Origin of the sequence: Streptomyces olivochromogenes, assembly GCF_021538895.1 — a bacterium.
In the GTDB taxonomy this organism is placed as follows: Bacteria; Actinomycetota; Actinomycetes; order Streptomycetales; family Streptomycetaceae; genus Streptomyces; species Streptomyces olivochromogenes_A.
This window is the reverse complement of sequence record NZ_JADDRL010000057.1, coordinates 38,124-58,003: the sequence shown is the minus strand read 5'-3', so window position 1 is coordinate 58,003 and position 19,880 is coordinate 38,124. Positions and strand designations below refer to the sequence as shown.

At 68.2% G+C, this 19,880-nt stretch carries 20 protein-coding genes and 1 pseudogene; 10 read left to right on the top strand and 11 right to left on the bottom strand.

Translation table 11 applies throughout. From position 1 onward, the window contains the following. Window positions 1-125: 125 nt before the first annotated feature. Window positions 126-1,811 carry a hypothetical protein gene (locus IPZ69_RS26770; protein WP_235457066.1) on the bottom strand — a complete coding sequence of 562 codons (1,686 nt, stop codon included), beginning with the start codon at window positions 1,809-1,811 and terminating at the stop codon, window positions 126-128. Window positions 1,812-1,824: 13 nt separating this feature from the next. Beyond that, entirely contained in the window at window positions 1,825-3,990 is a 2,166-nt protein-coding gene (locus tag IPZ69_RS26765; RefSeq protein WP_235457065.1) for a hypothetical protein, read from the bottom strand. Window positions 3,991-4,764: 774 nt separating this feature from the next. Between IPZ69_RS26765 and IPZ69_RS26760 the strand changes: the two genes are divergently transcribed. Beyond that, window positions 4,765-5,241, top strand: coding sequence for a DUF7919 family protein (locus tag IPZ69_RS26760; RefSeq protein ID WP_235457064.1), 477 nt, complete (start codon window positions 4,765-4,767; stop codon window positions 5,239-5,241). 17 nt (window positions 5,242-5,258) lie between these two features. Here the strand turns inward: IPZ69_RS26760 and IPZ69_RS26755 are convergent, their stop codons facing one another. After that, entirely contained in the window at window positions 5,259-6,038 is a 780-nt protein-coding gene (locus IPZ69_RS26755) for a VOC family protein (protein WP_235457063.1), read from the bottom strand. Between the two features lie 326 nt (window positions 6,039-6,364). Beyond that, on the bottom strand, window positions 6,365-7,081 hold the full coding sequence (locus IPZ69_RS26750) for a transglycosylase SLT domain-containing protein (RefSeq protein WP_235457062.1): 717 nt from the start codon (window positions 7,079-7,081) through the stop codon (window positions 6,365-6,367). A gap of 506 nt (window positions 7,082-7,587) precedes the next feature. On the opposite strand from IPZ69_RS26750, the gene IPZ69_RS26745 reads away from it, so the two are divergent. Beyond that, a complete protein-coding gene (locus IPZ69_RS26745; RefSeq protein WP_235457061.1) occupies window positions 7,588-7,794 on the top strand; it encodes a hypothetical protein in 207 nt (68 codons plus the stop codon). A gap of 228 nt (window positions 7,795-8,022) precedes the next feature. On the opposite strand, the gene IPZ69_RS26740 is transcribed toward IPZ69_RS26745, so the two are convergent. Beyond that, window positions 8,023-8,310 (bottom strand): hypothetical protein, encoded by a 288-nt coding sequence (locus IPZ69_RS26740; protein ID WP_235457060.1) that lies wholly within the window; start codon window positions 8,308-8,310, stop codon window positions 8,023-8,025. A 914-nt stretch (window positions 8,311-9,224) separates the two neighbouring features. On the opposite strand from IPZ69_RS26740, the gene IPZ69_RS26735 reads away from it, so the two are divergent. The 3 genes from IPZ69_RS26735 (at window position 9,225) to IPZ69_RS26725 (ending at window position 10,906) form a co-directional block, all read left to right on the top strand. Further along, window positions 9,225-9,839 (top strand): DUF1326 domain-containing protein, encoded by a 615-nt coding sequence (locus IPZ69_RS26735; RefSeq protein WP_235457059.1) that lies wholly within the window; start codon window positions 9,225-9,227, stop codon window positions 9,837-9,839. Further along, on the top strand, window positions 9,836-10,594 hold the full coding sequence (locus IPZ69_RS26730; RefSeq protein ID WP_235457058.1) for a DUF2182 domain-containing protein: 759 nt from the start codon (window positions 9,836-9,838) through the stop codon (window positions 10,592-10,594). Before IPZ69_RS26735 ends, IPZ69_RS26730 begins: the two co-directional genes overlap by 4 nt. 138 nt (window positions 10,595-10,732) lie before the next feature. Next, entirely contained in the window at window positions 10,733-10,906 is a 174-nt protein-coding gene (locus IPZ69_RS26725) for a hypothetical protein (protein WP_235457057.1), read from the top strand. 20 nt (window positions 10,907-10,926) lie between these two features. On the opposite strand, the gene IPZ69_RS26720 is transcribed toward IPZ69_RS26725, so the two are convergent. The 3 genes from IPZ69_RS26720 to IPZ69_RS26710 are packed head-to-tail and all read right to left on the bottom strand — an operon-like array spanning window position 10,927 to window position 12,688. Continuing rightward, a complete protein-coding gene (locus tag IPZ69_RS26720) occupies window positions 10,927-11,388 on the bottom strand; it encodes a hypothetical protein (RefSeq protein ID WP_235457056.1) in 462 nt (153 codons plus the stop codon). Continuing rightward, complete coding sequence (locus IPZ69_RS26715) at window positions 11,385-12,395, bottom strand: metallophosphoesterase family protein (protein ID WP_235457055.1); 1,011 nt, start codon at window positions 12,393-12,395, stop codon at window positions 11,385-11,387. Before IPZ69_RS26715 ends, IPZ69_RS26720 begins: the two co-directional genes overlap by 4 nt. Further along, a complete protein-coding gene (locus IPZ69_RS26710; protein ID WP_235457054.1) occupies window positions 12,395-12,688 on the bottom strand; it encodes a plastocyanin/azurin family copper-binding protein in 294 nt (97 codons plus the stop codon). Before IPZ69_RS26710 ends, IPZ69_RS26715 begins: the two co-directional genes overlap by 1 nt. Window positions 12,689-13,732: 1,044 nt before the next feature. On the opposite strand from IPZ69_RS26710, the gene IPZ69_RS26705 reads away from it, so the two are divergent. From IPZ69_RS26705 to IPZ69_RS26690, 4 genes are all read left to right on the top strand, one after another. Beyond that, window positions 13,733-14,335, top strand: a complete 603-nt coding sequence (locus IPZ69_RS26705) for a sigma-70 family RNA polymerase sigma factor (protein WP_235457053.1) — start codon at window positions 13,733-13,735, stop codon at window positions 14,333-14,335. Window positions 14,336-14,360: 25 nt separating this feature from the next. Then, complete coding sequence (locus IPZ69_RS26700) at window positions 14,361-15,149, top strand: zf-HC2 domain-containing protein (protein ID WP_235457052.1); 789 nt, start codon at window positions 14,361-14,363, stop codon at window positions 15,147-15,149. A gap of 455 nt (window positions 15,150-15,604) precedes the next feature. After that, window positions 15,605-15,742 (top strand): hypothetical protein, encoded by a 138-nt coding sequence (locus IPZ69_RS26695; RefSeq protein WP_235457051.1) that lies wholly within the window; start codon window positions 15,605-15,607, stop codon window positions 15,740-15,742. Between the two features lie 196 nt (window positions 15,743-15,938). Next, window positions 15,939-16,361 carry an ATP-binding protein gene (locus IPZ69_RS26690; RefSeq protein WP_235457049.1) on the top strand — a complete coding sequence of 141 codons (423 nt, stop codon included), beginning with the start codon at window positions 15,939-15,941 and terminating at the stop codon, window positions 16,359-16,361. On the opposite strand, the pseudogene IPZ69_RS26685 reads toward IPZ69_RS26690, so the two are convergent. From IPZ69_RS26685 to IPZ69_RS26675, 3 genes and pseudogenes are all read right to left on the bottom strand, one after another. Continuing rightward, window positions 16,325-16,530, bottom strand: a pseudogene (locus IPZ69_RS26685) (DUF2637 domain-containing protein); the annotation flags it as partial. The gene IPZ69_RS26690 and the pseudogene IPZ69_RS26685 sit on opposite strands and share 37 nt — an antisense overlap. A gap of 492 nt (window positions 16,531-17,022) precedes the next feature. Continuing rightward, window positions 17,023-18,072: a lipocalin-like domain-containing protein gene (locus IPZ69_RS26680; RefSeq protein ID WP_235457048.1), complete on the bottom strand. Its 1,050-nt coding sequence runs from the start codon at window positions 18,070-18,072 to the stop codon at window positions 17,023-17,025. A gap of 113 nt (window positions 18,073-18,185) precedes the next feature. Beyond that, window positions 18,186-18,881, bottom strand: coding sequence for an enoyl-CoA hydratase-related protein (locus IPZ69_RS26675; RefSeq protein WP_235457047.1), 696 nt, complete (start codon window positions 18,879-18,881; stop codon window positions 18,186-18,188). Here IPZ69_RS26675 and IPZ69_RS26670 point away from each other — a divergent pair. Beyond that, window positions 18,860-19,867 (top strand): GlxA family transcriptional regulator, encoded by a 1,008-nt coding sequence (locus IPZ69_RS26670; protein ID WP_235457046.1) that lies wholly within the window; start codon window positions 18,860-18,862, stop codon window positions 19,865-19,867. The genes IPZ69_RS26675 and IPZ69_RS26670 overlap by 22 nt on opposite strands. The last annotated feature ends 13 nt before the right edge of the window (window positions 19,868-19,880 follow it).

Sequence of the window (19,880 nt, the reverse complement as noted above, 5' to 3'; positions counted from 1 at the left end):
CCGGGGCCCGGTGCGGCGAGTGGGGGTCCCCCCTGCTCGAAGAGCTTGGGGGAGCGTGCATGGCGTCGCAGGGCAGGCGGGGATTTGACGACAGGACCTAGGCCGCGTCCTGGAACGCTGTCGCTTCAGTTTGAGGGAGGGCTGGGTGCGGCCGGCGTGCTCAGTGAGGCGGCGTGGCCGAAGGCGAGCTGGGGTATGACCTCGTGGCCGGCTCCGGACGGGGGGTCGATGCCGCCGGGGCCACCGAGGTAGCCGGTGGTGGTGGTGACGGCGGAGTTGTTGTCGGAGAACAGGACGATCGTCCAGTTGGGGGAGCCGTCCTCCCACTGCTCGGCCCAGTCGCCGCTTGGCGTCACGGCCCTGGAGCCGACACGTCGGCCCGATTCGAGGAGCTTGCGGAAGCCGGGATCGGCCTCGGTCGAGGAGTCCGGAAGCCAGCCGCCGATGGTGGTCACCGAGTGGTAGAAGCGCAGCCGCCTGCGGCCGCCGCCGTCGGCGAGCCAGGCCGCCTCGGTGCCACGGCGTCTCTCGAACGCGCCTTTCGGGAGGTCGGTGAAAGAGGTGTCCAGGTCCCAGAACTCGGCGAAACGGGTGTGAAAGTCCGTGTCGGCCCCGGGCCCGGCGCCCCAAGCGGGGTCGGGGAGCTTGTCTGGCAGTTTCGTCCCGTGGGTCAGGAGCATGGTGGCGATGGTGCCGCCGCTGCTGAAGGCGGCGACCACGATGCGGCCGACGCGGGGCGGCCGCGGCGGCTTGATGGGCATGTCCTGGGGGAACATCTGCGTGGTCGCGAGGTGCGTGGACAGCTCCAGCAGGAAACGCTGCCAGCCGCTGGTGGACGCGAACGGGCCGAGGTCTCCGGCGGCGGCGATCGGCATGACCAGGACGGCCTGCCGGCCCGCGGCCAGGAGTTGGGCGGCCAAGTGGTGCTGGCTGAAGAGATGACGGTAGGCCAGATCGGCGTACGGCTGAAACGGCAGGTTGGTGGCGTCGATCAACACGCCGTAGGGATAGTCGGCGTCGGTGAAGGGCACTTTGGCCGTGGTCGGCGCGAACCAGAGGACGAAGTCGGTCTCCTCCGGCAGGCCCTTTCCCGCGAGCCGGGGAAAGGGCGCCCAGACGGCGACCAGGAAGCGGCGACGTTCGGCGAAGGCACGGGCGTCCGAGTCCCCCCATTCCACCCACAGAAAGCGCCCCGACTTCCCCGGGTCGCCGTCTTTGGGGACGGTACGGAACCGGTCGAAGGCCTTGCGACTGGGGTCCCCCAGCAGGTGCGGCTCCGGCAGGTGGATGTGCTGGAGGCCGGTGAGCGTCCGGCGCCGCGGCTGGGGTTCGCCACGGGGCGGCAGCTCGCCCAGCCAGCCGCGGGGACGGACCCCTGTGACGGCACGGGTCTTGCGGTTCCGGGCGGCGTTGAGCAGTTCGCCGTCGGACACGGTGGCGGGCGGCGCGCCGCTGATCCGGAGGAAGGTGGCGGTCAGGTCGACGATGCTCAGGCCGGAAACGGCCGTGCACGCCCCGTTGTTCCACTGCCACGGGTCGGGGAAGGTCTGCGGTGCCAGGCTCACCGACACCGGGGCGAAACCGGTGGCGGTGAGCGTCAGTTCGATCCTGCCGAAGCCTCCCCCGTCGGTCGGAATGCCGTCCCGCGGGGTGGTGACGTCCGCGTCGACGACCCAGCCCCTGAGCATCTCGAAGTGCGGCGGCGTCAGTTGCGGCGCCTTCTCGTTCGGGGTGAAGGCGGCCTTCACCGATGTGACGTTCACCGGATGGCCGAGAACATCCCGGCCCTTGACGACGATCTGCCAGCCCATGTGCCTGGCCGCCCTACGCCTGCGGCGGCAGTTGCTGGCCGGTTCGCGGGTCGTACTGGACCTGCACGGCGACGACCTGGTCGGTCGGCAGGACCTCGGTCCACTGGTCGAAGATCTGATAGGGCTGGGCGGGCCGGAAGCCGCCGTCGAGCGGGTCGAAGCCGTGCTCGAAGACCGTCTCGGTCGCGAGGGCGTTGGCGATGTCGCCGTTACTCGTCTGTAGTTCCTTGGCCAGCAGGGTCAGGACCTGGCCCAGTGTCTTGCCCTGGTACTCGGCCGGGTCTCCCGGCTGGAAGGGATACGGCTGGTCCAGCCCCGCCTCGCCCTCGACCTGGGCCTGGGCGAGCCAGGCCAGGGCGTCGAGTTCATGGCCGGGCCGGACGGGCAGCACCGCCTTGGCCCAGGCGGCGTTGAGGAACTCGTTGCGGCGTTCGTCGCCGTCCAGCTGGATCAGCCAGCCCAGCGAACTGCCCATCGGGGCGGGCCGGGTGTCCTCGGTGATCAGGTAGTCGACCCGCCACTCGGGCGTGGCGTGGTGCTGCGCGTCCCAGGCGTTGTCCGTGTCGGTGTTGCTGTACCAACTCGCGACGGTCTGCCCTGCGAGCGGGTGCGCCGGGTTGGTGGCCGCCGAGGGATCCGGCGCCGGGGGTACGGGATAGCGTCCCAGGGAGAACTCGCCGGGGGTGGTGGCGGTGTCGGGGTCGGTGCCCGCGGGCAGTTGGCGCCAGTACTCCGGCACGGCGAAGTAGAGCATCTCGTCCACGTCGAAGATCTGCCGGATCAGCTCGGAGTCCAGGTGTGGATCGGTGGTCAGCTCCAGTCGGCGCACCAGCTTCCCGTATACCGTCTGCCGTTCCTCGGCGCGCAGGTCGTCCGAAGGGCGCGGTCCGATCCCGGCGGCCAGCTTGAGCCGCTCGCGTACGGCGTTTCCGTAGGCCTGTCGGCGCAGCGCGGTCAGCTGGTTCTGGTAGGCGCCCTGCGCCTGGGCGTTGGCCTTGTCGATGGCGGCCTTGGCCTCGCTGGTCGGTTCGTAGACCATGACCGCGTCGAAGGGCATGGAGCGCTGGCCGCCCCAGTTCGCGTAGGTCAGGCGCAGGGCGAGCTTGTTGGCCACGGGGTCGGGGTTGGTGCCCAGGTCGGGTGAGTCGGTGAGGTAGCGGACCTGCGCGCCGTGGAAGTCCAGGGCGCCGATCCGGCTGAGCCGGAAGCCGTCCGGGGGCGGCGGCAGCGGGTAGTCGAACCTGAACTGGACGATGTCGTTGGCGCCGACGTCCGGCCGGAAGATGCCGTGGTCCTGGTTCTCGTCGGAGGTCTGGTAGGTGTTGTTCGCGTCGTGATCGGCGCCCTGGTAGAGGACGAAGGGCACCGACAGGTGGTACGTCTCCTGCCGCGCCGCCGGGTAGGGGACGACGTCCGGCTTCTGGACCGAGGTCAGGTCCGGCGGCGGGATGACATGGACGAGATCGCCCAGCCCCAGCTCACGACCCGGCGCCTCCAGGAACACCTGCCAGCTCAGCCGGGTGCCGATGTGCTGCAGCTGGACCCCGACCTTGCGCATCTTGCGGCGCAGTTCGTAGTTGACGAGCTGACTGGTGGTGTTCTGCACGACATAGCGGCGGCTGGTGGTGTCGGTGGTCTCGGTCACCGTCTTGAAGGTGGTCTTGAAGTTCCGCTTGATCTCGCTGGTGACCTTGGAGGTCTGGATGCGGGAGCGCTTGTGCGTGGTCTCCGCCGAGGTCTTGCGCGTGCTCTGGGTGCTGAAGCTCGCGCTGGCCTCGGCGTGGTAGACCCCCAGGCTGCCGCCGCCGCTCGCGGTGACGCCGAGCTTGGTGTCGTTGGCGTTGTCCTCCTTGACGGCGTCGGCCACGTCGTCCTGCTGGGTGAGGCTCTCCTCCACCTTGCGGGAGTCCTCCTGCGACTGCTCGGCCGTCCGCTCCACCAGGGTCCGCCGGGTGCTCTCGACGACCTCGACCGTGCCCCCGGGACTGATCCAGATGTGCCCGGCCGGAGCGCCCAGGAAGGTGTCGAACTCGAAGAAGTACTCCCGGAACAGATTCACCAGCCCGACCGGTGACAGCAGCCCTGCGGCGGCTGGAAGCAATTCCTGGGGCGCGGACTCCAGGGTCGGCCGGACCTGGGCGCTGCTGCGGCCCAGCCAGCCGGCCAGCGGCTGGTACACCCCGACAGCTCGGTGGCGTACGGCAGCGTGCCGGCGAAGTCCGTCACGGGGCGACCGTTGGTCACCGGCGGCCCGGTGCGGAGCGGGGGTGAGGTGATGATCTGGACGATGTTGGCCGGGCCGGCCGGCGGCGGGCCGACGGCGAACGTCAGCGCTGTCCACGAGGTGGCCGCGGCCGCGCGCCGGACGAGCATCGCCTCGCAGGTGCCCCGCACGTCCGGACCGACGAACGCCACGGTCTGCGGCCCGGGCTGGGCGATCACCCGCCCCGCGTACTGACGGCTGGCGGCCGCGTCCACCTGTAAGAACATGTCCGCCAGTTCCGGAACGCCGGGGAACAGCCGGGGGTCCTTGAGGTCGAGCCCGGAGGGCAGGGCGAACGCGAGGCGTTCGCCCACCGGTAGCTCCGGCGGGGTACCCGGCTGGACGGTGTACGACCAGACGGCGTACCCCTCCCCCAGGCCGGGTGCGGTGATGGGCTTTGTCCCTGCGAAGACAACCGTGAGTGTCATGTCGGCCCCCGAGCCGGAGAGAAATCCCGTTACTCCAAGGGTGACAGCCAAAGCGAGACGAAACGCCGATCATAAGCCGAAACCACCTGAACAGGTTGATTCTCATCGCGCGCCGGCACGGGAAGCGTCGCCCCTCTTCGACAGCCGTCCACAGGTCGGACAACTCCTCAACGATTACTGCGAGATGACCTGAGTCACGGAGATCTAGGTGTTCCGGAGAAATGCGGGTCGATCTTCGACTGGGTGAGGCGATGATGTGCGGATGTTCTACGAAGATCTCAGCGAGTACGACTACCTGGACAATGACTCGTTCACCGACATGGAGTCGGGCTTCCACGGGCTCTGGTACCGCCCGGCGTACGCCCGCCTCAACATCGGGTGGCTGGAGGCCGGCAAGCCATTCACGGCGGGAGTGGTACCCGCGGCATTCATGGAGAAGCTGAACGCTGTGCAGCGAGTCCAGTGGATGAACGTGTGCCTGGGGGTACACGAGTGCGACCTGTGTCCTGCGGAAGAGGGTCCTGAGGGGAACGGCGAGGTACGGATCCCGGGTGAGTCCGGCATCGCCTACGCCGCTCCGTTCCTCATCACGCACTACATCACCACCCACGGCTATCAGCCGCCGCAGGCCTTCATCGACGCTGTTCTCGCTGTCGATGTCGACGCGTGGGCCTCCATACGATGGCCCCAGGTCCCCTTTCCCTGGGTTCCGGACGACGCGGAACGCATGGTGGATTAGGTGCCGTGCGGTGCGGTCTACAGCGGGGTCGGCTTGATCATCGCGAACGGGGCGCCCTGCGGGTCGGCGACCACCGTCATACGGCCGGCCATCATGTCGAACGGCGGGGCAAGGACCGAGCCGTTGCGCTTGACCAGGGCGTCCACGGTGGAGTCGACGTCGTCGACCGCGAAGTAGGTCAGCCAGTGCGCTGGGGTGCCCGGCGGGTCGTTGGCGAGCAGCGTGACGCCGCCGACCGCGCGGCCGCCGACCCGCAGCTCCCAGTACGAGTCCGCGCCCTCCAGCGGCTCGATCTCGATGCCGAACGCCTCGCCGTAGAAGGCGGTGGCGGCGGGCACGTCGCTGGTGTGCAGCTCGTTCCAGGTCAGCGCGCCTGCCTCGTTGACCAATCGCGCGCCGAAGAACTCGCCGGGCTGCCAGACACCGAACACCGCGCCCTGCGGGTCGGAGGCGATGAGCATCCGGCCGAGGGTGCCGACATCCATCACCGGGGCCAGCAGGGTGCCGCCCGCACTGACGATCTGGTCCTGGGTGGCCTGGGCGTCGGTGCTGGCCAGGTAGCTGGTCCAGACGGTCGGCGGTTCCGGCATCCCCTCGGGGGCCATCGCCGGACCGATGCCGGCCATCGCCTTGCCCTGCAGTTCGCAGACCGCGTACCCGCCGAACTCGGCCGGACCTGGCTGGCCTTGCCAGCCGAGCAGGTCACGATAGAAGTCCAGCGCGGCCTGCTGGTCCTTCGCCATCAGATCGACCCAACACGGCGTGCCGGTCGCGTACGCGGTGGTGACTTCAGGCATCTCTCGCCCCTTTCTCGTGAGGTCCGTCCATCACCCTCACCTTGTCCACCCGCGATCCACCGCCTGACACGCCGTGAGCCTCACAGCGGCTGAGCACTGCGCCCCGGACAGGCCAGGCCTCAAGCGAGACCGGTCCCGTCCTGCGTTCCCTGGCAGCAACATCGATTTCAGCCAGGCGCACTTCTCCGGCAGCACAGTCAGCTTCCGAGGCGCGCAGTTCACCGATGGCAGGATCGCCCGCTGACACCACGCATCGGAGCCCCTCACCACAAAGGCGGTGCGGGGCTCCGAGAGAATGAGCGGTCGCGCTCGAACAGACGGACAACTCAGTACGAGTGATGGACCTGCCAGAACGCCCACGCCCCGCAGGGGCCGCCATACTGCTGGTTCATGTAGTTCAGGCCCCACTTGATCTGCGTGGCCGGGCTGGTCCGCCAGTCGGCGCCCACACTCGACATCTTGGAGGCGGGGTATGCCTGGACGAGACCGTAGGCGCCCGACGGGTTGGCCGCCCGATAGTTCCAGGTGGACTCGTGGTCCACGATGTTGCTGAAACACTGGAACTGGCCCGCGCCCACGATCTGACGCGCCATCGCCTGGACCTGCGCGACGGTGTAGGAGCTGCGGACCGGGAAGCCGGAGGTCTCGCGAGAGGCGGAGCGGCTAGCCGTCTCCCGGCCCGCCTGGCGCTGCTTGCGCTCCTTGGCTTCGGCTTCGGCCTTTTGCGCAGCCTTCCGCGCGACATTCTGCTTGGCCACCGCATCGGCGGCGGCCTGCTTGCGAGCCGACTCCTCAGCAACCTTCTTGGCGCTCGCGTCGGCGGCGATGGCCTGTACGTCGGCCTGCCGTGTCAGGGACGCGGTCTGCACCTGAGCCTGCTGGCCCGCCGGAATGTCAGCGAGAAGCGTCGTGTCCCCTGCCGTCGCCTCGGCCTCGCTTCCGGGCTGGCCGGTGTTGCTTGAGGCGACACCAGTAACGGCGCCCACAGCGGTGACCGCCGTGGCCGAAGCCACCGCGAAACCCCGGACCGAAATCCCGCTCATGCCGGCCTCCCAACTGCGGAGTCACGGGCAACACGTGCCGCAACAGCGACGCTGAGACGGCCAGCGGTCCAACTGGCAGAACGCTCCACGTACATGACTTCCCCTCTCAAGATAAGTGTGGTCATCGCCTCCTCTACGCACGGGCGCGGAGCCAGGTTGCATCGGACTGGGGATTCTTTTCGGGATCGCAGATGACCGGATCATCGGGCAGTGTGGTCCGGTGCCATCGCCAGGGAGACACGCATGGCACCGGGGTGGCAGTGGGCGCCGGCGCCCTCACTGTCGGGATGTTCAGCGGGTGGCCATAAGGTGGCTTGATGTTCGATCGGTTGGAGATCACGGTGCTGCCACCGGGACCGCGTTTCCCTGCCCAACTGCGTTTCTGGGTCAACGGCGAGGACGTAGTGGAGCAGGCGGTTGGCCCTGGGGGCCGTGGGCCTCTGGCAGCGGAAGCGTTGCCCATCGGGCTCCCCAGCCCGCTGCGGGCGACATCGGAGCCCCGCCGTGTGCAGTTGGGCGAGCCGGAGTGCACCGGGGAGTGCTGCGGCTTCCTCTCCGTGGTCGTGCAGCGGATGGGGAACGTCGTCCAGTGGTCGGGCTGGCAGGTTCCTCACGGGGATGGCCGACTGCCGGAATTCGACTTCGACGCCAACGAGTACGACGCGGAGGTGGCCCGCGCGGGGGCAGATCCCGGGTGGCGGATCCTGGCATGACGTGGCAGGCCGACCTGGAAGAAGCGGCGCGGCTGTCCCGTCCGGAGCGATGCTCGGTGGCCGTGTCCACGTGTTGGCGAAACGGGCCCCGCATGGCGTACGAAGCGGGACACGGGGCCGTTTCGGGAACCCGGCTGTCATGTCGGAGCTGGGCATCATGAACGTACGAGAGCCCTTGCGGGGTTCAGGAAGTCGCCACCATCTGACGTTGCTCACCGGACGGTGGTGTCAGACGCGTTGCCGCTCCTTCGTCTCCTCGATGGCTGCGGCCCGGGCGCGACGGCGGCCCAGCAAGGTGCATCCCACAGTCACCAGGCCGATGGCGATGAGCTTGGCGGCGCCGTAGTAGCCGGACGCCGACTCGTCCGGGGTGCCGGGCAGCCGGAAATAGGCCCACACTGCCGCGAGACCCCCGAAGGCGATCACTGCAACAGCCCCCCACGTCCCGAGGTCCGCCCACCAGGGCTTTGGGCTGTAACCCCGCTCGTCGGTCTGCTCTACGTCCTGGTCGGCCACGGTCTGTTCTCCTGGGGCGTGTGGTTGGGGTCGCGCAGGAAGACGTGGGCCCGGCGCGAAAGGTTCCCCAGGCCAGGGGTTCCCCGTTGGAGCTCGCCCTCGAACGCCACGTCAACCGGATCAAGATGCTCAAGCGCCCGGTGTTCGGCCGGGCAGGCATCCAGCTACTGCGGAAGCGAGTCCTGCTCGCAGGTTGATCTCCCGCGCCGCGCGATAGATTGCGGGCAACACGGGAGAAGAGCTCGCATGGACTCCCGCATCCCGCGGCTGCGACGCAAGCTGGCACGCATTCCCTACACGCCCGGTCGAAGCCATTCCTTCGGCGAAGAGCGGCACGAATTTCGTCTCGGCCCCTGCCTGCCCACACAACGGGTAGACGCCTTCGAGGCCGAGCATGACGTGGAACTCCCACAGCCTTATCGAGACTTCGTCACGAACATGGGTAGCAGTGGTGCGTCCCCGTACTACGGACTGATCCCGCTGGAAGGCTGCAGCCTGTTCACGATGAACCCCGGAGCTGCCGGCACTGGCACAAGAGGATTCAGCCGGGCCTACCGTCCCACACGCGAGGGTCACCTCTTCCTGCACGCCATCGAACGTGGCTGCAGCGATCTCGTTCTCATAGGTGTAACCGGCCCTCTCACCGGGCGCATACTCATCGGCAACGGCGACGGCTTCTGGGGCCCGAACGTCTCCTCGACTTCATGCTCATCCAAATCGGTACCGTGTCGCTCCGAAGATCTGACCACCGGTGCGGCCTTACGCTCGGCAAGGACGGTGAGCGCTGCCGGCAGCGGATCTGCGCGACGGGGGTCATCGGGAATAGCCTGGACGGGAGCGGCACCGGGACGGAACGGACTCTCCCGATGCGCTCCCTTCGGCGTGGGGGACGTAGAAGAGGGAGGCCAAGAGCCATGCCCTGGAATCTGAACGGCACGTATCTGGAGAGCTGCAACTGCGACGTGGTGTGCCCCTGCACCACCTCGGGCCTCACCGCACCGGCCGACCACGAACGCTGCCAGGTGACCTTCGCGTTCCACGTGGACAGCGGGAACGTGGACGGCGTGGACGTCTCCGACCGCAGCGTCGCCGTCTTCATCGACGCGCCCCGAGTGATGGCCGACGGCGGCTGGCAGGTGGCGCTGTACGTCGACGCTTCGGCCGACGACGGCCAGGCCGAGGCGCTGGGCAAGGTCTTCTCCGGCCAAGCCGGCGGGCCGATGGCGGCGCTCACTCCGCTCATCGGCGAGGTCCTCGGCGTGGAGCGCGCCCCCATCGACTACCGCGATGACGGCCGCCATCACGCGGCGCGGATCGGCGACGCCATCGACATCGAGATCGAGGACCAGGTTGCCCCACAGTTCGGCGAGGACGGCCCGGTCATGGGCCTGACCGGTATGTTCCACCCGGTGAACAGCACGTTGACCATCGCGCGGTCCATCCGGGCGACGGGCGACGGCGTGTACGGCAGGTCCTGGGACTTCTCCGGCAGCAACGGACACTCTGCGCCCTTTACGTGGTCCACGTGACCGGTCGGCTGGTCACCGTCCGCCGCACGGCGGGCCCCGCCGGACTGCTGCTGGTCGCGGCGGCCGCCGCCTGGGTCTGGTTGGTGACGCGCCGCGGCAGCATGCCGGGGATGCCGGGCACCATGGGCCTGGCCCTGCCCGCTTTCCTGGCCGTGTGGACGCTGATGATCGCTGCGATGATGCTGCCCGCCACGGCGCCCGTCGCCGCGCTGTACGCACGCACCATCACTGTGCACCGGGCGCCACGCATGGTCGCCTTCACCGTCGCCTACCTGCTCGTCTGGGCTGCTGCCGGGCTGCCGGCGTACGCGCTGGCCTCCGGGCTGGGCCGGGCTGCGGGCCTTCCCTCCGTGGCGGGGACCGCAGTGGCCGCGGCCATCTTCGCCCTCAACGGCGTCTACCAGCTCACGCCCCTCAAAGACCGCTGCCTGGCGAGGTGCCGCTCGCCGATCGGGATGATGCTGCGCTACGGCTCGTACCCGGGGCCCTCGCGCGATCTGCGTGCCGGAGCCCACCACGGGTCGTTCTGCCTGGGCTGCTGTTGGTCGCTGATGGTGCTGCTGGCGGCGTTCGGTGTGATGAACCTGTGGGCCATGGTGGTCCTGACCGGCGTGATCACCGCCGAGAAGCTGGCTCCGGCCGGCCACCTCGTGGCCCGTGTCGTGGGGATCGTGTCGATCGCCCTGGCCGTCGCCGTCTTCTGGGTCCCGGAGCTGGCTCCGGGCCTCACTGGTGGCGGTATGGCCGGGATGTGAGGACCGGAGGCCGGGCGGCGAAGTAGGTGTTCACCGGGAGTATCGGCTGGCCTGCGCAGCGTTGCCACGCGACGATCCGCTCACGGGGTTTCCCTCCTGCCTCAAGGGCACTCGGCCCCTGAGTGCGGAGGTGCTGAGATGAGTACCGGAGAGAAGGCCAAAGCAGAGGCCGAGCAGGTTGTAGGAAAGATCGTGCGGAAGATGGCCCACGCGGTGCACAAAGACACCCTCGCGGCAAAGGGTGCCGCTCTCGAAGCGCGGGGCAAGATGCGGGGCGCGAAAGAGAAGTCCAAGGACTCCTTCAAACACTGACTCCCAGCGGTCGAAGGAAGTCAGCAGGTGGGCGACCCCCGTTTGAGGCGCGCCCGGTCCCGGGTGGGCGTACTGAAGGGTGGTCGGACCACGCGGTGTTGTCTGGTCACAGTCACCTGCCAGACGGCGAGGAGCAGCAGCGTGCCCGTTTCGGCGAGGACGCTGAGGGCGGCTTGTGGTGCTGGCTGCAGACCGTGCTCGGTGAATCCGAACGCGCCTACGGTGCGCGAAGCGGTGAAGCCGCCGAGGGCGCCAAGGGCAACGCCTGCCGCGGCGATCCTCAGCAGCAGGGGTGGTGTCCCGATCAGCAGCAGGGCAGCGAGGGCGAGGGATGCGCCGGCCTGGAGCAGGAACAGGGGGCCGATGACGTGGATGAAGCGGTACCCGTCGACGTAGAGCTGGGCGTGGATGTATCCGCTGGCGGCGAGGGTTGCGGCGGTCGCCGACCGCAAGGCGGGGGCGAGGAATCTTTGGGTGCTCATGCCAGTCTCTGGTCCTTGATGGCCAGTTCGCGGTCGCCTTGGCGGTAGCCGACGCTGCGGATGCCGAGTGCGTCTTTGAGCTGCCGGGCAGGGACGACCTGGGGCGTTGGGGCGGGGGCGCGACCCGGTTCGGGCAGGGGGTAGGCCGTGGTGGTGGCGGAGTGGAAGGTGATGTTGCCGTCCGTCTTGGTGAACAGCTGGTGGACATGCCCGTTGAGGCAGGTGACGGAGGAGAAGCGGCGCAGGAGGGCGATGACCTTGAGGGCGTCGTCGGTGCTCCAGCCCCACTTCGGGTACATGGCGAACAGCGGGATGTGGCTGAAGACCACGATGGGTGTGTCCGACGACAGCCCAGCGATGTCCTTGCGCACGAAGTCGATCTGCGCGTTGCCGAGATGGCCGAGCTTCTCCAGGCTCAGGGTGTTGACCAGGGCGATGAAGTGCACGCCGTGGGTGTCGAAGCTGTACCAGCCATCGCCGAGCGTGCCCATGCCGAAGGTCCGCCGGTAGGCGCGGCCCGCATCGCCGATGGAGTCGTGCTCGCCAGGTACGGTGAAGACGCGGTCCGTCTTCATTCCGGTCATCATCTGCTTGACCTGGTCGAACTGCCCGGCCGTGGAAAGGTGGGTCAGGTCGCCGCTGTGCATGACGAAGTCCGGCCTGAATCCGAGTGAGTTGACCTGGTTGATCGCTTCGGTGAACGAGCCGGCCACGTCCATGTTCGCCGGGCCCTGGAACCCGATATGACTGTCCGAGACCTGCACGAACCGCAGCGCGCCGCTTGCCTCTGTGGCAGCCCCGACGGAAGCTGCGGCGGTCCCGGCATGGATGTCCCGGGAGTCCGCGATGTGGCTGATCACCTCTCCGCCGGCCACGGTCAGCACCACTGCGCCGCCGAACCATCCTGCGTGCCGCATGAGTTGACGTCGAGTCATACCGTGCTCGGTTTCGGGCTGACCGGTGTCGTCGGCCGGTAGCGCGTCGTGACTGTCGTAGTAGTCGGACATCAGGTCACCTCCACGGTGGCGGTCATGAACGGATGGATGGTGCAGAGGTAGGCGTAGGTGCCGGGCTTGGTGAACGTGTAGCTGTAGGTGGCGTGGGTGCCCAGGGCAGCCGAATGCAAGGGGCCGCCCGATCCGGCGCTGGTGACGGTGTGGGCGTCGCTGTCCTGGTTGGTCCAGGTCACCGTCGTGCCCGCTTTGACCTTCAGCGTGGCCGGGGAGAATGCGAAGTTCTTGATCGCCACGGCGTTCCCGCTCACCGGCACGTCCGCCGCCCGTGTGCTTGAGGGACTCATGGGCATGGTCATGCCGGGCATCGGCGAGGCGCCGAGAACGGTGCCCTCCCTGTTTTCCGGCCCCGTAGCACCGGGCATCCCTGCCATCTGGTGCTGCCCCGGACCGGGTGTGATGGCGCCGGCCGCGGTGGACGAGGCGTGCGAGGCCTGGCCGTATGAGCTGAGCAGCCCCAGCACGCCGGCAGTGGCGACGGTGGCGACGGCCAGCCCGGTCGCGCCGCGTGACCGCCGACCTGGCGGGCGAAAGTTCACATACATGGTGTCCGTTCCTCACGGATCAGGCGGAGACGGGAACTGCGCCGACCGGGCGCACGCAACCGCAGGGATGTGTGGTGGATGCCTTGTTCAGGGGCGCCTGCCCCGCGCGGACCCGGCGAGCGGGCATGGGGGTTGCCCCGCGCCGACCACTCGCCTCGACGTAGCCGACGCCGCGCACCCACCCATGCGCGCCGCGAAGACGCAGGCGGCATACGGCAGTTCCACGCGCGGGGAGCCGCGAGTGACTCGGGGCAGGTCGGTGTCGCCCCGTACGGATGGTGCGCACGCTGGTCCGGGGGGAGTTCTCCCCGAGTGGTTGCGCAGCCCTCGATCGCTGTGTGCGTAGCGCTGTCGTCGCGATGTGCGCTGGGCACGGGCCGGAGCTGCGCGGTGGCGCCGACCTCGATACACGAGGGCGGCGGAGCGTGGTCGGCGGCGGGAACGTATGCCTCGCGTGGTGGATATGGGTCACCTTTGATCCATCCTTCACCGAATGGGATTGGATTCGGAATTGCTCCGAATTGGGTTCTTGTCCGGCTCCACGGATGGCAGGGGTCCCACGGTTCGGCAGATCTGCACTTTTGTGAGACTTCTTGGTATCGCCGCAGATCAACCGGCCTTCCCCGAGCGCTGCGCACGTTTGGCCCTGGCGGCGTCCGAGGCTGGCCTTGGTGACGTCCTGAGGCTTGACGGGGACGCGCGACCCGCGGCGCCGCTCACAGAGTGTCACCTGAGTCATCCCGCGGGTTACAGGACAAAGCAGTACATATGCGCGATGATCGACTTATGCCCTGGGGTTCCCGAAAACGTGGTCCACGGACCGATCCGGATCGCTCCGTGCACCGTGTCTCTGGTGAAGGGACCTTTTCGACCGCGGATGAGGAACTGCTGCGCACTCTGTACACGGATCACGCAGGAGCCCTACTCCACTACGCGCTGCGACTGACCTCAGGAGATCGGCAATGGGCAGAGGACGTGGTGCAGGAAACACTGCTGCGAGCGTGGCAGCATCCCGCCGCGTTCGACCCCGCACGCGGCCCCGCCCGGGCATGGCTGTGCACGGTCGCCCGGCACCTGGTCATCGACGCCCACCGGGCCCGGCAGGCCAGGCCGACAGAGGTCGGCGGAGATGCACTGGAGCGAGCCGCCGAGCAGAAACCGGGCGAGGACGAGATCGAGCAGGCACTGCAGAGCTGGGCGGTTGCCGACGCCGTCCGGTCACTGTCCCCGGACCACCGCGCCGTCCTGCTGGAGACCTACTACCGGGGCAAGACCATGGCGGAGGCCGCGCAGGAGCTGGGCATCCCACTGGGCACCGTCAAGTCGCGCACGTACTACGCCCTGCACGCCCTGCGGCTGGCCCTACAGGAACGGGGGATCACGCCGTGACCGTTCCGGGCAGGAGGTGGCGACCATGAACGCGGAACACGACGCCCTCCAGCTGGCGCTCGGAGGTTACGTCCTGGGCACTCTGCCTTCGGCGGAAATGGAACGCGTGCGCGTCCATCTCGAGGAATGCGCCGATTGCCGGGCCGAACACACCCAGCTGGCAGGGTTGCCCGCACTGCTGGCGACGGTGACCGAAGCCGAAGCCTCGGGCCAGACGGTGCCGACGGCCGACGGGGACGCGGCCGACCGGCTGGTGGCACGGGCAGCCGAGAGTGCGCAGGCCTCTCTGCCTGAGCGGCCCGCCGCGCCCGCGGTGCCCAAGGCGCCGGAAGAGGGAGTACTGGAGAAGCTGCTCCAGCAGGCCGCGGCCCGGCGCCGCCGCACCTGGCGTCTGCAACTGGCCGGCGCCGCCGCCTCGCTGACGCTCATCGCGGCAGCGGTCGGCGGCACCTGGCTGGCCACCATCGGAACCGTGGGCAGTCAGGCGACGCCGCCCGGCCCGACCGCGCCGACCACCTGGCGCACCTTCTCCGGAAGCGATCCCACCACCGGCGTCACCGCCTCGGTGCGGGTCTCGCCCACCGCCTGGGGCAGCACCCTGCAGGTCTCCGCCGGCGGGGCACCCGCCGGAATCACCTGCCGGCTGCAGGCGGTCGGACCCGGCGGGGTCCGAAAGGACGGCGCGAGCTGGCGCGCAGGCGAGTACCCTCCCGGCACTACGATCCCGGGAGCGGTTGCCTTGTCGCCGGGAGCCATTGAGCACTTCGAGATCCTCGCCGGCAACGGTCAGAAGCTGGTGACCATGCGGGCGTGAGGCGATGCCAGGGTGGTCATGTCACAGAGTCGACTGGCCACCTGGCCGTCAGGCGACATGGCCACAGAGGGGGATTCTGCTCGCGAGACGGCCGGGCAGGCACGCGCGTGATCACCGGCGTCGGCCGATGCCACCACGGGGCACGACTCCGGGATCGGTGAGCCCGTACGGCCAAAACACCCGGCCGATGAGCGCGGCGGCATTGGCAGTGGTGCCGCACATCGCTGGGACGGTCAGGTAATACGGCTGCTTCGTCTCCACAACGTGTCATCGGGGGCTGTGTCGGCATCAAGACAGTTCTGCAGCTCGGTCGTGGGCTCCGGCCTGGACCTTCCCGCGGCGCGCCGACGGCCTCCGGGCCCTCGTCACCCTCGCCCCCGGCTCCGACGAACCGGCCCGGCCCTCAACCGACTTGCTGCGTGAGTGCGCCGACGGGTCATGCACTCTATATCCGGGTGACCGGCGACACCGCCCCGGTCTTCACAACAATCCCGCAAGAGAAGATCCAGGGGCGTCTGCACACCGAGGACCGTGACCCAGCCGAGCTGCGGACAGGTCCGTTCGTCCCGCTCTACGGCGCGACGTTCCCGTAGGGCCGTCCGGAAGACCACGAGCATCACATGAAACCGAATAAAAGGGGCGAATGACTCGAACCATCCGGCGTGGATCACCCGTGGAACTAAATGAGCACGCCTATGCAGAATCCGGCCCACCGACCGCCCCGAACTTGTTGGCAGTCACTCCGTTCCGGTCTCCGTACATCCACAGAAGAGCCAGAAGACCATGTTTGTGACCGATTCCCCCAGCCCGACTTCACTGCTCGACCAGCCCTGCCACGGCCACGCGCTGCTGACGCTGCCCGCGCAGGAGGCGCACGTCTCCGCCGCTCGTCACTTCGCGGCCGATCTGCTGGAGACTTGGAGTGTGCCAGCGAGCGAGCGTGACTCCGCCGTTCTCATCGTCGGCGAACTCGCCGCCAACGCGGCCCAGTACGGCCGCGAGCGCATGACCCTGCTGCTCGAGCTCGACCACGACACTCTGCACATTGTGGTCAGTGACTTCGGCCTGGCCGTGGACCGCCATCGACCCGCCGACGCCCCCGACGAACACGGTCGCGGCACCGGCATTGTCCAATACCTCGCCCAGTCGACGGAGATCCACCAGACACGCAGCGGCCGCGAAGTCCGCGCCTGCCTGAGGTGCTCGTCATGACCGGGCCGGAGGTCGGCGATCCGGCCGATGGTGTGCCCGGCCCGCTCGACGGCGACCACGAACAGGACCGGGATCACCGCCTGCATGCCCACGCCCAGCGGGTGGACCCGGCGGCGGCGCCGTTGAAGGCAATGGTGGCCGCCATCAGGAGCCAGGTCGACTGGAACAACGTCAGGCGCCTCGACACAGGCGCTTGCCCTCCTCTCTTACAGGAGAGTTCAGAGCGTATCGATTTCGTCCCCCTTTCAGTCAATGATCGCGTAGTCGCCGGGATAGGGAACCCAAACCCCAATCCCGTTGGGCCACGAGACAATCTCAAGCGAGGCCACGTTTGAGATTGCGGTTCGGAGAAAGACCGCCTCACCGTCGCTGAGGGAGAAGATAGTTCCTACCGGCTCGAATCACACCTCGACGCTTTCCCCTCGCGCCGCCATAACTCCTGAGTCAGCACCACGCGCGCCGGTGCGGTCGACACACTGTCCGAGCCGGACGACTGCAGACGCTTCCGTTGAATCAGGTGGCCCGAGCAGGCGTAAGCCTGTAGCGATGAGCGCGACACCTGCCCGTCAAGCCTCTGCCGCCCGCACGGACCTCGCAATGGCCGATGTTCTTCGCGCGATGGCCACCGTCCGGGCGAAGACGCTCACCGTGAAGACGATGTTCAGGCCTGGTGTCCGACGGGCGGGATGTGCCCTGATCCGCTCAGTGGATCGGCCTCGTCGGCTGGCTTCTTGGGTGCGAAGTGCAACAGCTCCCAAAGGGCCCGGCCTTGGACCGTGTCGGTGCTGCCGGCTCCCCTGCGACTCAACGACACGGCCCCCAGGAACCTGTGGTAAGCGCCGGCCGTGCCGAAGTCGAGCAGGAAGGTGTCCTGCTCGTGCTGGAAGGAAACGGTGTAGGTGTGGGCGTCGTCCGCCACCTGGTATTCGAGGTGAGCGCCGACGGGGACGTGGGTGCTGGGATGGACCCGGACGTCACGTTCGGTGAACGTGACCGCTGCGTCACCGACCGCGGAGACCAGGAACTCGTCGTTGTGAGCGACCAGCACAGCGGGCAGCTTCGCCTTGTCGTACTGCTCGTGGCTTACGAACATGAGAGTGACGACGGTGTAGGCCCCGATCCTGGCACGTCCCCAGTACCAGTGGTCGAGTACTTTGCGTGGGGCGATGTTGCCCCAGTTGTGGTCGTGGTACCCACTGCCGGTGAGGGTTCGGGTGGTGCCATCGGCGGTCAGCGTGGCGAGCACGGAGCCCCGGGCCACAACAGGCAGCCAAGCGATGTAGTGCTCCTCCTGAGCGCCGAAGAAGGCGTGGCCGGTGGCTGGGCGCCATGGCGGTACCTGCGCGGTCAGTTCCAGGTCGAGGACGACGTCGTCGATCTCGACGTGGACGAGGTACTTGCCCTGTTCTCCACGGAAGGTATTGCCACCGATGACGACGTCGCAGCGCTCGGAGGAGGCGGAGAACGCACTGGGCTCCGCGGTGCAGGTCTTGTCCGTCCTCATGCCGTCGGGGCGGGTGAGCGTGAGCAGGACGAAGGGTGTGAGGGGGGACTTGGGTGAGATGAAGGGAGGCTTGGTGTGGAACTCCACCGTCAGTGTGGAGCCGTCCTCCAGGTGGGCGTCGCAGTACCACCATTCGAATGTTCCGGCTGCGGGGTCAGTACGTAGTCCCTCTTCCCAGGGCTGGATGACACCTGGAGTGAGACTCAACCGCTCGTAGTGTCGCGGCTGGTCCCCTATGAGTGCGTGCATGAGATCCTCGGCTTCTGCGTGGTCGGCGCAGCGGCCCGCTGCGTCCGGTTGATGGGCCTGTCGCGGCACTGTCAGATGCCCTCGTACGTGGGAACCCGCCGCTCGATCAAGGAGGCAATGCCTTCAGCGGCATCGGCCGTCGCGAACAGTCGTGGGCCGACGTCGTTGCGCAGGCCGGCGGCAGAAGCCGCGATGTGCGGTGCCAACGCACTGCGTGCGTCGGCCGGGGTGGCCTGCACGGCAAGCCGGGCCTGGGCTGCGATACGGTGCGCCAACTCCAGGGCGCGGTCGAGTTCGTGGCCTGCCGGTACCACTTCCTGCACGATGCCCATGCGCCAGGCTTCCTGGGCGTCGATCTGGTCGCCGGTGAGGAGGTGGCGCATGGCGTTGCCCCAGCCGGCGCGGTGCGGCAGGCGTACCGTTGCCCCGCCAAGTGCGACGATGCCGCGTGTGACCTCCTGCTGACCGAAGACCGTGTCGCCTGCCGCGATGCATATTTCGCTGTTGAGGGCGAGTTCCAGGCCGGCGGTGAAACAGCGGCCGTGGACGGCCGTGATGACCGGCTTGGTGGAGCTCCCAGTAGAGGCTCCATGGATCGAGTCCGCAGAAGGTGGCCGTCCCGCTCGACCAGTACCTTGGCGGAGTCGGTGTGCGGGCCGCCGGCTGCCTGCTGTGTGGGTGCCATGTGGTTGACCGTAGGCAGGGCGGTAGTACCGAATGCGACGCAGGCAGGGGAGTTTGCGACATGAAGATCGGTGTGGTGGCACTCGGCGGATGCTGGGACTCAGGAGTGACTGCTGTGCTTGATGTGCTGCGGACGGCCGATGCTGCCCGGGCACGCGTCGATGCCACCATCCCTGCGTTGGAGTGCGTGGTTGTCACTGCGACGGACGAGGCGGTCCGTACGGCGGGCGGGCTGCTGATACCCGCGGGCCGTTTGATCGACGACTGTGTGGCCACCACGGACCTGGACCTGATCCTTGTTCCCGCGCTGGCCGCCCAGAGTCCGGCGACCATGGTCGATGCCCTGATGAGGCAGGACATCCGAGCTGTGCGCACGGCACTGCGGCGTTGGGCGGACGGTGGAGGCGCTCTTGCGGCAGCCTGCACGGGAACTTTTGTTCTCGCCGAGGCGGGGCTGCTGGATCAGCGGCGGGCCACCACCACATGGTGGCTGCGCGATTTCTTCCGGCGTCGCTATCCCGCTGTGCACCTGGACATGTCGCGGATGGTGGTACGTGACGGGGGCGTCGTCACCGCGGGCGCGGCGTTTGCGCACATCGATCTGGCTCTCAGCATCGTCGCGCAAGTCAGCCCCCGGCTCGCCGCCGAGACCGCGGGTGCCCTGCTCATCGACGAGAGGCCGACACCGAGCACGGGGGTGGTGACCGACTATCTCAAGGGGCACGATCAGTTGGTCAGCGACTTCGAAGCATGGGTACGTGCGCATCTGCACAGCCCCGTCGGAGTGGCCGACGCGGCACTGGCGCTCGGGGTCACCCGGCGCACTCTGGAACGTCATGTCCGGGACCGACTGAGTACGTCTCCCTACGCATTCATCAGGTCGCTGCGGGCGGAGCGGGCGGAACACCTCCGAGCCACCACCGCGTTGCCGGTGGCAGACATCGCACAGCGGGTCGGCTACCAGGACGCCACATCGGTGCGTCGGCTCCGGAGCGGCCGTCAGCCGCTGACGAGGCGATCAGAGGCGGGCCCGAATCATGTCGGCGATCTGCTTCAGCCACCGGAATGAGAGCCAGAGACGA

What these genes read in the sequence shown, in the direction of transcription:
- IPZ69_RS26725 (WP_235457057.1), top strand. Translation starts at nt 10,733, where the DNA reads ATGAGTACCGGAGAGAAGGCCAAAGCAGAGGCCGAGCAGGTTGTAGGA.
- IPZ69_RS26750 (WP_235457062.1), bottom strand. Translation starts at nt 7,081, where the DNA reads ATGAGCGGGATTTCGGTCCGGGGTTTCGCGGTGGCTTCGGCCACGGCG.
- IPZ69_RS26715 (WP_235457055.1), bottom strand. Translation starts at nt 12,395, where the DNA reads ATGTCCGACTACTACGACAGTCACGACGCGCTACCGGCCGACGACACC.
- IPZ69_RS26710 (WP_235457054.1), bottom strand. Translation starts at nt 12,688, where the DNA reads ATGAGTCCCTCAAGCACACGGGCGGCGGACGTGCCGGTGAGCGGGAAC.
- IPZ69_RS26700 (WP_235457052.1), top strand. Translation starts at nt 14,361, where the DNA reads ATGAACGCGGAACACGACGCCCTCCAGCTGGCGCTCGGAGGTTACGTC.
- IPZ69_RS26770 (WP_235457066.1), bottom strand. Translation starts at nt 1,811, where the DNA reads ATGGGCTGGCAGATCGTCGTCAAGGGCCGGGATGTTCTCGGCCATCCG.
- IPZ69_RS26720 (WP_235457056.1), bottom strand. Translation starts at nt 11,388, where the DNA reads ATGAGCACCCAAAGATTCCTCGCCCCCGCCTTGCGGTCGGCGACCGCC.
- IPZ69_RS26705 (WP_235457053.1), top strand. Translation starts at nt 13,733, where the DNA reads ATGCCCTGGGGTTCCCGAAAACGTGGTCCACGGACCGATCCGGATCGC.
- IPZ69_RS26670 (WP_235457046.1), top strand. Translation starts at nt 18,860, where the DNA reads ATGAAGATCGGTGTGGTGGCACTCGGCGGATGCTGGGACTCAGGAGTG.
- IPZ69_RS26760 (WP_235457064.1), top strand. Translation starts at nt 4,765, where the DNA reads ATGTTCTACGAAGATCTCAGCGAGTACGACTACCTGGACAATGACTCG.
- IPZ69_RS26735 (WP_235457059.1), top strand. Translation starts at nt 9,225, where the DNA reads ATGCCCTGGAATCTGAACGGCACGTATCTGGAGAGCTGCAACTGCGAC.
- IPZ69_RS26755 (WP_235457063.1), bottom strand. Translation starts at nt 6,038, where the DNA reads ATGCCTGAAGTCACCACCGCGTACGCGACCGGCACGCCGTGTTGGGTC.